11 protein-coding genes are annotated in these 11,480 nt (G+C 55.4%); 10 read left to right on the forward strand and 1 reads right to left on the reverse strand.

Annotated elements, in window-relative coordinates; all coding sequences use genetic code 11:
• Positions 1-49: 49 nt before the first annotated feature.
• The 8 genes from dnaB to EDC54_RS11015 all read left to right on the forward strand — a co-directional run bounded on the left by dnaB (position 50) and on the right by EDC54_RS11015 (position 8,337).
• Positions 50-1,456, forward strand: a complete 1,407-nt coding sequence (gene dnaB, locus EDC54_RS10980) for a replicative DNA helicase (RefSeq protein ID WP_132456085.1) — start codon at positions 50-52, stop codon at positions 1,454-1,456.
• Positions 1,457-1,497: 41 nt separating this feature from the next.
• Positions 1,498-2,577: an alanine racemase gene (gene alr, locus EDC54_RS10985; RefSeq protein ID WP_132456087.1), complete on the forward strand. Its 1,080-nt coding sequence runs from the start codon at positions 1,498-1,500 to the stop codon at positions 2,575-2,577.
• Positions 2,578-2,789: 212 nt separating this feature from the next.
• The gene (locus EDC54_RS10990; protein WP_132456089.1) at positions 2,790-4,433 is read left to right on the forward strand and encodes an ABC1 kinase family protein; all 1,644 of its coding nucleotides are present in this window, start codon (positions 2,790-2,792) and stop codon (positions 4,431-4,433) included.
• Positions 4,434-4,573: 140 nt separating this feature from the next.
• Positions 4,574-5,053 (forward strand): Lrp/AsnC family transcriptional regulator, encoded by a 480-nt coding sequence (locus tag EDC54_RS10995; RefSeq protein WP_132456091.1) that lies wholly within the window; start codon positions 4,574-4,576, stop codon positions 5,051-5,053.
• 164 nt (positions 5,054-5,217) lie between these two features.
• Positions 5,218-6,411 carry an amino acid aminotransferase gene (locus tag EDC54_RS11000; RefSeq protein WP_132456093.1) on the forward strand — a complete coding sequence of 398 codons (1,194 nt, stop codon included), beginning with the start codon at positions 5,218-5,220 and terminating at the stop codon, positions 6,409-6,411.
• A gap of 209 nt (positions 6,412-6,620) precedes the next feature.
• Positions 6,621-7,124: a M48 family metallopeptidase gene (locus tag EDC54_RS11005; RefSeq protein WP_132456406.1), complete on the forward strand. Its 504-nt coding sequence runs from the start codon at positions 6,621-6,623 to the stop codon at positions 7,122-7,124.
• Between the two features lie 111 nt (positions 7,125-7,235).
• Positions 7,236-7,652, forward strand: coding sequence for a CidA/LrgA family protein (locus EDC54_RS11010; protein WP_132456095.1), 417 nt, complete (start codon positions 7,236-7,238; stop codon positions 7,650-7,652).
• The gene (locus tag EDC54_RS11015) at positions 7,642-8,337 is read left to right on the forward strand and encodes a CidB/LrgB family autolysis modulator (RefSeq protein ID WP_132456097.1); all 696 of its coding nucleotides are present in this window, start codon (positions 7,642-7,644) and stop codon (positions 8,335-8,337) included. Before EDC54_RS11010 ends, EDC54_RS11015 begins: the two co-directional genes overlap by 11 nt.
• A gap of 7 nt (positions 8,338-8,344) precedes the next feature.
• On the opposite strand, the gene EDC54_RS11020 is transcribed toward EDC54_RS11015, so the two are convergent.
• Positions 8,345-9,142, reverse strand: a complete 798-nt coding sequence (locus EDC54_RS11020; protein ID WP_132456099.1) for a helix-turn-helix domain-containing protein — start codon at positions 9,140-9,142, stop codon at positions 8,345-8,347.
• A gap of 362 nt (positions 9,143-9,504) precedes the next feature.
• Between EDC54_RS11020 and cfa the strand changes: the two genes are divergently transcribed.
• Together cfa and EDC54_RS11030 are read left to right on the forward strand one after the other, a co-directional pair.
• Complete coding sequence (cfa, locus tag EDC54_RS11025) at positions 9,505-10,653, forward strand: cyclopropane fatty acyl phospholipid synthase (RefSeq protein ID WP_132456408.1); 1,149 nt, start codon at positions 9,505-9,507, stop codon at positions 10,651-10,653.
• Positions 10,654-10,755: 102 nt separating this feature from the next.
• Positions 10,756-11,475: a (Fe-S)-binding protein gene (locus tag EDC54_RS11030; protein WP_132456101.1), complete on the forward strand. Its 720-nt coding sequence runs from the start codon at positions 10,756-10,758 to the stop codon at positions 11,473-11,475.
• The last annotated feature ends 5 nt before the right edge of the window (positions 11,476-11,480 follow it).

Consider the following 11,480-nt stretch of genomic DNA (forward strand, 5'->3'; position numbering starts at 1 on the left):
ACAATGCCTCTTTATTCAATGGCAAATCAACCGGTAAAGAACCTGTTTCATGGCTGAAAAAAGACCCATCAAGAAATCGAATGAACCCCGTGACCGTCAGATGGAAGGTCTGAAACTTCCTCCCCATTCGCTGGAAGCGGAGCAATCGGTATTGGGTGGCCTGATGCTCGACAATGAACGCTGGGATAACGTTGCCGAGCGTGTTGTCGCGAATGATTTCTATAACCGCAGCCATCGCCTGATCTTCACCGAGATGCAGCGCCTGCTGGAAATGAACAAGCCGATCGACCTGATCACCTTGTCCGAATCGCTCGAACTGCAAGGTTCGCTGGAATCCGCCGGGGGGTTCGCTTATCTGGCCGAACTGGCGAAGAACACCCCCAGCGCCGCGAACATCAGCGCCTATGCCGACATCGTGCGTGAACGCGCCGTGGTCCGTGAAATGATCTCCGTCGCCAATGAGATCGCCGATGCGGGTTACGATCCGCAAGGGCGCAGCAGTGAAGATCTGCTCGATCTGGCGGAATCCCGCGTGTTCCAGATCGCGGAAAACCGCGCCAGCAAAGATGAAGGGCCAAAGAGCATCGATCGCATTCTGGAAGATACGGTTTCGCGTATCGAACAGCTTTATCAACGGCCGCATGACGGCGTTACCGGCGTGTCCACCGGCTATCAGGATCTGGATAAAAAGACGGCAGGCTTGCAGAAATCCGATCTGATCATCGTCGCGGCCCGTCCCTCCATGGGGAAAACGACGTTTGCCATGAACCTGTGTGAAAACGCCGCGATGATGCAGGATAAACCGGTGCTAATCTTCAGTCTGGAGATGCCCGGCGAGCAGATTATGATGCGTATGCTCGCCTCCCTTTCCCGCGTGGATCAGACCCGCATTCGTACCGGCCAATTGGATGACGAAGACTGGGCGCGTATTTCCAGCACCATGGGGATCCTGCTGGAGAAGCGGAATATGTACATCGATGACTCTTCCGGGCTGACGCCAACCGAAGTGCGTTCCCGCGCCCGCCGCGTATTCCGTGAGCATGACGGCCTGAGCCTGATCATGATCGACTATCTGCAATTGATGCGCGTGCCGTCGCTGTCAGATAACCGGACATTGGAAATCGCCGAAATTTCACGTTCACTCAAGGCGCTGGCCAAAGAACTACAGGTGCCGGTCGTCGCGCTGTCGCAGCTTAACCGTAGTCTGGAGCAGCGCGCCGATAAGCGTCCGGTTAACTCAGACCTGCGCGAATCCGGCTCCATCGAGCAGGATGCCGACCTGATTATGTTTATCTATCGCGATGAGGTTTATCATGAGAATAGCGACCTAAAAGGTATCGCTGAAATCATTCTGGGGAAACAACGTAACGGCCCGATCGGGACCGTGCGTTTGACCTTCAACGGGCAGTGGTCGCGCTTCGATAATTATGCCGGCCCACAATATGACGATGAGTAACGCAGCGCTCAGCGATGACAACACTGCGCTAAGGAACAAGAATGAAAACGGCAACCGCCGTCATTAACCGCCGTGCTTTACGCCACAACCTGCAACGTATCCGTCAGCTCACGCCTGACAGCCAGATTGTTGCCGTCGTGAAAGCCAACGCTTACGGCCACGGTATGATCGAGTCCGCCAGAGCGTTTGGCGACGCCGACTGTTATGGCGTTGCGCGACTCTCCGAAGCCCTGGCGTTACGGGCTGCGGGCATCACCAAACCTATCGTTTTGCTGGAAGGCTTTTTCTCCGCCGACGAACTCCCGCTACTGGTGGAGCACCAGTTAGAAACCGCCGTTCACAGCCCCGAACAGCTCGTCGCGCTGGAGCAGGCCAACCTATCGCCTCCCTTGCGCGTGTGGATGAAGCTCGATACCGGTATGCATCGTCTTGGCGTTCTGCCGGAGTACGCCGACGCGTTCTGGCAACGTCTGACCGAATGTCGCAATGTCGCGCAGCCCGTGAATATCATGAGCCACTTTTGCCGCGCCGATGAACCTGAAGCGGGAACCACCGAACGCCAGCTCGCCTGCTTCGATGCGTTTACACAGGATAAACCCGGCGCGCAGTCCATCGCCGCCTCCGGCGGTATTCTGCTGTGGCCGCCGTCTCACCGCGACCGCGTTCGTCCCGGCATTATTCTCTATGGCGTGTCGCCACTGGATAACGAAGACGCCGCCCAGCTCGGTTTCCAGCCTGCGATGACCTTTACTTCTCATCTGATCGCCGTGCGTGAACACAAAGCAGGTGAAGCGGTCGGTTACGGCGGCATCTGGACCAGCCCGCGCGACACGCGTCTGGGCGTCGTCGCTGTCGGCTACGGCGATGGCTATCCGCGCAGCGCGCCAGCCGGTACGCCCGTGCTCATCAACGGGCGCGAGGTGCCGCTTTCCGGTCGGGTATCAATGGATATGATGACGGTGGATTTGGGGCCGGATGCGCAGGATAACGTCGGCGATGAAGTCATCCTGTGGGGGCCAGCGCTACCGGTGGAGCGTATTGCCACGCACACCGGCATCAGCGCTTACGAGCTGATCACGCGCTTAACGCAGCGAACCCGGTTAACCTATACAGACAGCTAATCTCCCCCTACATCAATCAACCGTGACGCTTTGTCAGCGCCGGGCTTAATCGCACCGGCGTCAATCGCCCCTCCGCATCGGGGGGCGTCAGCCCCCTGAAACTCGCTTTTTATCTCAATGACCTAGCCAACAAAATGGCGACCGGGCTAACCAGTCTGAGAAAACTCCACCATACTTGTGACAGCAGTAAGGAATGGGGGAGCAATAAAGAGATGTTAAAACTGATTATGGTTACCGCGCGGGACAGAAAGCGACTGACTGAAATAATCACGATCTTAATTCGCCATGGGCTACAAGATATTATCCAATTTCTTGGTCTGCGAAATGTGGTCACGCCCAGCGTGCGGCAAAAAATACCGTCAGAAACCGCTTTACCCGAACGCCTGTGCGCAGCCCTTGAAGAGCTGGGACCGACGTTTGTGAAATTGGGCCAGATATTAGCCTCGCGCAGCGATCTACTGAGCCCGGAATGGACGGCGGCATTAGGGCGATTACACAGCCATGCCTCCCCCATTCCCTGGCAAGACGCTGAAGAGGTCATGCGAAACGCGCTCGGTAACGATCCTGCGTCCGTTTTTTCCTCGCTGGAGACCACGCCGCTCGCGGCGGCGTCAATTGGACAGATTCACCGTGCTCGCCTTAAAGATGGCACTGAGGTCGTCGTTAAAATCCAGCGTCCCGGCTTAGACGAAAAACTGCGCGCGGACCTCCGCTTATTACGCTTTCTCGCCGAAAGTATCGAACAGCAAAACCATGACATTGCGCGCTTTCGTCCACTCCAACAAATTCTGTTTTTAGAAACGGTCTTAATTCAGGAACTGGATTTTTGTTATGAGGCGGCCAACGGTGAGCAAGCCAGACGCAATTTTAGCGATAATCCCGATGTGATTATTCCAAAGATCTATTGGGAATGGAGTTCTTCAATGCTCTTGGTGCAGGATTACTTGCCAGGCCACTCTCCGCTAAAACCCGATTCGCTTTCACAGTATGGTTATGACGGTCCTCATCTTGCCAAAGTGGGCGCCAATGCGTTTATGAAAATGGTATTTGAACACCGTTTTTATCACGCCGATCCCCATCCGGGGAACGTCATGGCGATGCCCGGAAATAAAGTGTCTTTTATCGATTTCGGCATGGTGGGAAGGCTGAGTGAATCCAGACGCAATGAATTACTCTCACTCATGTATGCCATCAGCGAACGCGATGTCCTTGGCATTACGGACGTATTGATTGGTTGGTGTTACGCCGATGCCCTGAACGTGACGGAGCTGGAGCTGGCCGCCTCTTTCTTTCTCGATCGGCAAGGAAATCTACCGTTGCAATTGAGTAAGGCCCTGACGGATATGTTCACGACGGCACGTGAATTTAAGCTCATGCTGCCGCCCGATCTGGTTTTACTGTTTAAAGCGTTAATTACCGCTGACGGCGTATTGCACCGGCTCGATCCGAATATGGATATTATCGACACGCTACGTCCCGTCATTCACGAGCAGATACAAAACAGTGCCACCACCCTCTTTAATCAACGTAGTGTCGCGCGGCTGGGACAACAGCTTTTACACGCCAGCACATCGTTACCCCAAACATTACGTTTGACGCTAAGGCGCTTACAGCATGGTCGGATCCAGGCGGACGTATCGCTGACGAATCTGGAAAAACTCGGCGCCTCTCTGGAGCGCGCGGCCATGACGTTAGCGGTGGCCTTACTGACCGCCATCCTGGCGTTAATTCTGGGCGAATGGTTTATTCAACAGGATATCCGCCTGGCCGACATCCCCGTGTTGCCGATCATCAGCGGTGTTGGGCTCGCCGCGGGGATCTGCTGGCTTATCTGGCACAGTCAACGTCCGCATTAGCGCGGTAAACCATGCCAACCAAAGACAGTGTGAGGTTATCTACGGTCTGACAACGTCGGGGGACGAAAAACGCATAGGTCATGCGGCCTGAAAAACTGGTAGTCTGTTAACTTACTGGCTGTCACTGTTTAGGAAACGCGATGTACCACATTGATGATTTCGATCTGAAAATCCTGACGTTGTTACAGACGAATGGCCGCCTGACCAATCAGGAGCTCAGCGATCTGGTGGGGCTCTCCGCTTCACAATGCTCTCGCCGCCGCATCGCGCTGGAACAGGCGCAGCTGATCCTCGGTTATCATGCCCGTCTGGCGCCGAATGCCGTCGGGCTGGCGTGTCTGGGGCTCATAGAGGTTCGCCTGATCAACCACACCAGCGAATACATTGAGCGTTTTCATCAGATGCTGGGGGAAGCCGACGCCATTATTGACGCCTATCAAACCACCGGGGAGGCCGACTATCTGCTAAAAGTCGCGGTCGCGGATCTGCACGGTCTGAGCGCGCTGATTCGTCAAATTTTGTCGCAAAATAAGAGCATCGCCCATCTGAAGACCTCCGTGGTATTGAACCGCCTTAAAGAAAACGGGTTAATGGTGCCGGAGCTGCCCGCGCGATCCTAGCGGGCAACGGCTTTTATTCACCGAATCTGACGTGGTGATTGTGCTCCCTTCCCTGTTCGTGATAAGTCTGTTCCTTGCTGATTGCCCCTATAATAAGGTCTGATAACCTCCCACTTGCCGGGGTTGCCGTCCCCATAAAATGACACACTCAGGAGAGCTACACCGTGTTTCAAAACGTTGATACCTATGCCGGAGATCCTATCCTGTCTCTGATGGAAACATACAAACAGGATCCAAGAGCGGATAAAGTCAATTTAAGTATCGGGCTCTATTACAACGAACAGAACATTATCCCGCAGTTACGTGCCGTCAGTGCAGCGGAACGTCGCCTACAGCAGCCATCTCAAAGCGCGAGCTCCTATCTGCCGATGGAAGGACTACTGCCCTATCGCACGGCGGTCCAGCACCTGTTATTTGGTGAAGATCACGCGGCACTCGCCGCTGACCGCATCGCCACGATCCAGACGCTGGGCGGCTCCGGCGCGCTGAAAGTCGGCGCCGACTTCCTGAAAAGCTACTTCCCGGATTCCGAAGTGTGGGTCAGCGATCCAACATGGGAAAACCATATCGCCATCTTCTCAGGCGCAGGCTTTCGCGTTCATAGCTACCCTTACTTCGACAGCGACACGCTGGGCGTGAAATTTGACGCCATGCTCTCTACCCTGCAAACCCTGCCGGCTCGCAGCATTGTACTCTTACACCCGTGCTGCCATAACCCAACGGGGTCAGACCTCACCGCCGACCAGTGGGATCGTGTGATTGAAGTCCTCCTCAAGCGCGAGCTGATCGCGTTTATGGACATCGCCTATCAGGGATTTGGTCAGGGGATCGAACAAGATGCCTATGCGATTCGTGCCGTTGCCAACGCGGGCGTCCCGGCGCTCATCGCTAACTCATTCTCCAAGATTTTCTCTCTCTACAGCGAACGCGTTGGGGGTCTGTCCGTAATATGTGAAAATGCAGACAGCGCGCAGCGCGTGCTGGGCCAGTTGAAAGCGACCGTGCGCCGCAACTACTCTTCTCCGCCGAATTTCGGCGCGCAGGTGGTTTCCGGGGTGCTGAACGACGCACAGCTGTGCGCCGACTGGAAAGCGGAAGTCGAAACGATGCGAACCCGTATTCTGAGCATGCGTCAGGCACTGGTTTCGGCATTGAAAGACGCGCTACCGAACCGTGATTTCGACTACCTGTTGACTCAGCGCGGCATGTTCAGCTATACCGGCTTCAGCCCGGCACAGGTGGCGCGCCTGCGGGAAGAATTCGGCGTCTATCTCATCGCCAGCGGTCGCATGTGCGTCGCGGGGCTGAACCCCGGCAACGTCCAGCGCGTCGCCGCCGCCTTTGCCGCGGTGCAGTAAACCGTAGACGATAATGCCACGGCAGCAATCGATGATTCATCAAGCGGATTGCGCCGGTGGCCTCTGTTTTCCGCGAATGACCCACGCCGCATCGGGGGCCGCATGCTGACTGACGAGAAAGCCGTCACGAATCCGCCAGATAAGACGCGCGCAACTCTGCCGGGTCACGCCGCCCCCATGCAGCCGCCAATATGATGAGTGCAAGTATCATGACCCCGCTACGCTATCTGAACGGTTATCCCCCCGCCATTGTCGCGCAGGTCCAAACGCTGTGTGATCAAGGCAAGCTGGGTCTCTGGCTGGAAACCAAATACCCTGACCGCCATCTTATCCAGAGCGATAAATCGCTCTATCAATTTGTCGCGCAGCTGAAACAACGCTATCTGAAAAACGCCCCGGCGATCTCAAAGGTGTTATACGACAATAAACAGAACCCGATAAAAGGAACGCTGGGAACCAATACATTTGTCGCGCGCGTACAGGGCAGGAAAGTTAAGTCCAACAACGAAATCAGGATCGCGACGCTGTTTCGCGACGGGCCGGAAGACTTTCTGCGCATGATCGTGATACACGAACTCGCCCACCTCAAAGAAAAAGACCACAACAAGGCCTTTTATCAACTCTGTTGCCACATGGATCCGAACTACCACCAGTTGGAACTGGATCTGCGGATCTGGTTGAGTTGGAGAGAAACGAAGATCGAGCCGCGTTAAAATCTGGCTTTTATTCGATAGATATCGTCCTGATTTGATCATCAAAGCCATAACGAGTGGGAGATAATCAACGCCATTATCCCATGACTTGCTGATGTGGCGGCAGTATCTATGAAGACGTTCCTTACTCTCTTTTGGCATCAGGCCAGAGCATTTCTCCTGATTTATGCCTGTTTATATCTCGGCATCGGGCTGTCGGCATTACTGCCTATCACGTTGCCGGGCAGCATCATCGGCATGCTGATCCTGTTTCTACTCCTGTCATTCCAGATCATCCCGGCACAGTGGGTCAAACCGGGTTGTCACCAGTTGATCCGTTATATGGCGCTCCTGTTCGTGCCAATCGGGGTCGGCGTCATGCAATATTTCGATCTTCTGCGCGCGCAGTTCGCGCCGGTGATTGTTTCCTGTAGCGTCAGTACGTTGGTGGTGCTCATCACCGTGAGCGGGTGCTCGCATCTGGTGCACAGACCCCGTGCGCCCCGTCATCCGACTAAAGCCGAAAAAGGGGTCGACCATGCCGTATGATATCGTCTGGTCGCTGCCGCTGACGCTGCTGGTGTTCTTTCTGGCTCGTCGGCTGGCCATACGCCTGAATTCGCCGCTGCTGAACCCGCTGCTGGTCTCTATGGTGGTGCTGATCGCCTTTCTGTTAATCAGCCATATTTCATACCAACACTACTTCCGGGGCAGCGCGGTACTCAATAGCCTGCTGCAACCCGCCGTGGTGGCGCTGGCATTCCCACTCTACGAGCAGTTACACCAAATCCGCATGCGCTGGAAGTCAATCATCTGCGTATGTTTTATTGGCAGTACGACGGCAATGGTGACCGGTACATGGATTGCGCTGCGCCTTGGGGCGACGCCGGCGATCGCCGCGTCGATTATGCCGAAATCGGTCACCACGCCGATCGCCATGGCGGTAGGCGGCAGCATCGGCGGCATTCCGGCCATCAGCGCCGTGTGCGTCATCTTTGTCGGCATCCTTGGTGCGGTATTCGGACACACCTTACTCAACGCCTTACACATTCACACCAAAGCGGCGCGCGGTCTGGCGATGGGGACAGCCTCGCATGCGCTCGGTACCGCCCGCTGTGCCGAACTGGACTATGAAGAGGGCGCGTTCAGCTCACTGGCACTGGTGATTTGCGGCATCATCACTTCCCTGATGGCGCCGCTGCTGTTCCCGCTATTAATCGCCCTCGCACGATAAACGCGGATTAATAGCGCGTCGGCGGCACGCCAAACATCTGGCGGAACGCGAAGGTAAACGAGGCGGTGCTGGCATACCCCAAATCCAGCGCCACCTGCGTGACGCTACGATTGTTTTTTAACATCACCACCGATTCAAGCAGCCGCATCCGCTTTTTCCACTCGCTGAACGCCAGGCCGGTTTCCTTTTTGAAACGGCGGGAAAACGTCCGCACCGACATTCCGGTTTCGTCCGCCCACTGTTCGATGCCGTGAGCTTCATCCGGCGTCTGCTGTATCTTTTGACACACGCTCATCAACGCGGGTGAATAAGGCCACGGTAAGGAAAGCCCGGCATCCGGCAATTGCTGCAACAGTGTGATCAGGACGCGAACCAGCTGTGCGTCATCTCCTTCAGGATCATATTGTTCCGGCACGTGCGCCGTCGCGTAGTGAATAAATTCACGGATGAAATCGCTCACGATCACCACTTTACAGCCGCTGTGGTCGATGGCGGCAAAATCAGATTCGATATAGAGGCTTTCCAACAGCACATCGCTGCTTGCCAGAATACGGTGCGGCACATGAGCGGGTATCCAAACGCCGTAGAGCACCGGCACAACCATCGTCTTCCCTTCAATCTCCACCCGCATACCACCTTCACGCGCATAGAGAAATTCAGCAAACGGATGTTGATGCTGCACCACTTCCGTCTCCTTCCCCAACGGATAGCTGCGGAAATACACCGGACGCGGCAGCGACAGCAGCACGGGCGCAGGCTGCCCGGCGATTGGCCGACGGGGTGGAGACACAACCACACGACGCATAAAAAACCTGACCTCAATTCGATGAAGTTTGTCTTGATAGAGTAACGCAGGCAAAGCGGCTTTGCTGAATAATTAGCAGGCGTTTGGCCGCTTTCATCCATCAGTGAAACCGATGCTACCAGCATGAGACGCCAACGCGATATCTGGCGAATAGCGTTACCACTTGAATAAGACGTAAGCAGGGAAGTCACCGATGAAACAGACCTTGTTCGCCATGTTCTCCCCTCTTTTCGCAACAGATTATCCGCTTCGGGATGAAAACACGACGTGGCTGACGACAACAGGATACGACTCACGACAGTCGGGCCTGAGGGCCGGTAGTGTTTTTCTAACTTATTGAATTAAAAGTTAAAGGAAATATGATGGGTAATGTATGTGCCGTCGATGATATCCGTAAACCAAGCGAATGGCAGCGTATCGTACAGGAACTCTTATCCCAAGCCGATATCGCCATTAACGGGACGAACCCCTGGGACATCCAGGTACATGACCCGCGGTTTTTCAAACGCGTATTGCAACAGGGCTCGCTCGGCCTGGGTGAAAGTTATATGGAAGGCTGGTGGGATTGCCCGCGGCTCGACATCTTTTTTCAGTTGTTGCTGAATGCCCGTCTTGATGAACAACGTCCTTCACGCATGTCCGACCTGGCACGCATCGCGCTGGCGCGCCTGATCAACCCGCAGTCGCGAAAACGGGCCTGGCAGGTCGGGAAAGTACACTACGACCTCGGCAACGACTTGTTCAGTCACATGCTCGATCCCTACATGCAATACTCCTGCGGCTACTGGAAACACGCCGACACCCTGTTCGACGCCCAGCAGCACAAGCTGGCGCTGATCTGTGAAAAGCTACAGCTCAAACCGGGCATGACGCTGCTGGATATCGGCTGCGGCTGGGGCGGGTTAGCGATGTACGCCGCCCGACACCATGGCGTCACGGTACACGGCATCACGATTTCCGCCGAGCAAAAAGCCTATGTGGAAGCACGCTGTGACGGATTAGACATCCATATCCTGCTACAGGATTACCGCGATCTCCACCAGCGGTATGACCGCATCGTTTCAGTGGGTATGTTCGAACACGTCGGCCCGAAAAATTACGCCGCCTATTTTGATGCGGTAGACCGCTGCCTGAAGCCGGACGGCCTGTTTTTGCTCCACACTATCGGCTCGAATAAAACCGGGCACAGCGTTGATCCGTGGATCAATAAATACATCTTCCCCAACGGCTGTCTGCCTTCGGTCAAACAGATCGCAGCCGCCAGTGAGCCCCATTTCATCATGGAGGATTGGCACAACTTTGGCGCCGATTACGACAAAACGCTGATGGCCTGGCATTCCCGTTTCACCGAAGCCTGGCCACAGCTGGCCGCCAATTACGCCACCGAATTTCGCCGGATGTTCAGCTATTACCTGACCGCCTGCGCTGGCGCGTTTCGCGCCAGAAACATTCAGCTCTGGCAAATTCTGTTTAGCCGCGGCGTGGCGCACGGGTTGCGCGTACCGCGTTAAAGATAGCCATAGCGATATCGGGCGTCGAACAGGGTATGCGCTAGTCGTCACGCCTGATTTTTTACGCTGAATACCTACCCATAAAGCTGGAAGCAAAACAAGATGAACGTCAATTTCTTTGTCACCTGCATAGGGGATGCGCTCAAATCGCGCATGTCCCGAGACAGCGTACTGCTGCTTGAGCAGCTCGGCTGCCATGTCCACTTCCCTGAAAAGCAGTGTTGCTGCGGCCAGCCCGCCATCAATAGCGGCTACATTCGCAGCGCGCTGCCCGGCATGAAAACGCAGATTGCCGCACTGGAAGAGAACGATGATCCGATTATCTCTCCCGCCGGCTCCTGCACGAATGCCATTCGCCACTACGCCGACTGGCTGGTGGATGACCCCGAATGGGCGCAGCGGGCCAGACAGGTAGCCAGCAGAATGATCGATCTTACGTCGTTCATCGTTAACCATCTCGGCGTCACGGACGTTGGCGCCCGGCTGCCGGGTCGGGCGGTCTATCATCCCTCATGCAGTCTGTTTCGCAAGATGGGCGTTCGTGAAGAACCGCTGGCCCTGTTACGTCAGGTACGCGGACTGGAACTGTTACCCTTCAACGCACAGGAAACCTGCTGCGGCTTCGGCGGCACCTTTTCCGTCAAAATGGCAGAGATCTCCGGTGAGATGGTAAAGGAAAAGGTGGGCCACATCATGGAAGCCAGACCGGACTACCTGATCGGCGCCGATGTCAGTTGCCTTATCAATATCGCCGGACGCCTGCATCGTGAAGGCCATGACGTCCGGGTGTTACATATCGCTGAAGTTCTGATGAGCCGCTAAGGAAA

Origin of the sequence: Samsonia erythrinae (assembly GCF_004342665.1) — a bacterium.
Lineage (GTDB): Bacteria > Pseudomonadota > Gammaproteobacteria > Enterobacterales > Enterobacteriaceae > Samsonia > Samsonia erythrinae.

What these genes read in the sequence shown, in the direction of transcription:
- dnaB (WP_132456085.1), top strand. Translation starts at nt 50, where the DNA reads ATGGCTGAAAAAAGACCCATCAAGAAATCGAATGAACCCCGTGACCGT.
- alr (WP_132456087.1), top strand. Translation starts at nt 1,498, where the DNA reads ATGAAAACGGCAACCGCCGTCATTAACCGCCGTGCTTTACGCCACAAC.
- EDC54_RS10990 (WP_132456089.1), top strand. Translation starts at nt 2,790, where the DNA reads ATGTTAAAACTGATTATGGTTACCGCGCGGGACAGAAAGCGACTGACT.
- EDC54_RS10995 (WP_132456091.1), top strand. Translation starts at nt 4,574, where the DNA reads ATGTACCACATTGATGATTTCGATCTGAAAATCCTGACGTTGTTACAG.
- EDC54_RS11005 (WP_132456406.1), top strand. Translation starts at nt 6,621, where the DNA reads ATGACCCCGCTACGCTATCTGAACGGTTATCCCCCCGCCATTGTCGCG.
- EDC54_RS11010 (WP_132456095.1), top strand. Translation starts at nt 7,236, where the DNA reads ATGAAGACGTTCCTTACTCTCTTTTGGCATCAGGCCAGAGCATTTCTC.
- EDC54_RS11015 (WP_132456097.1), top strand. Translation starts at nt 7,642, where the DNA reads ATGCCGTATGATATCGTCTGGTCGCTGCCGCTGACGCTGCTGGTGTTC.
- EDC54_RS11020 (WP_132456099.1), bottom strand. Translation starts at nt 9,142, where the DNA reads ATGCGTCGTGTGGTTGTGTCTCCACCCCGTCGGCCAATCGCCGGGCAG.
- cfa (WP_132456408.1), top strand. Translation starts at nt 9,505, where the DNA reads ATGGGTAATGTATGTGCCGTCGATGATATCCGTAAACCAAGCGAATGG.
- EDC54_RS11030 (WP_132456101.1), top strand. Translation starts at nt 10,756, where the DNA reads ATGAACGTCAATTTCTTTGTCACCTGCATAGGGGATGCGCTCAAATCG.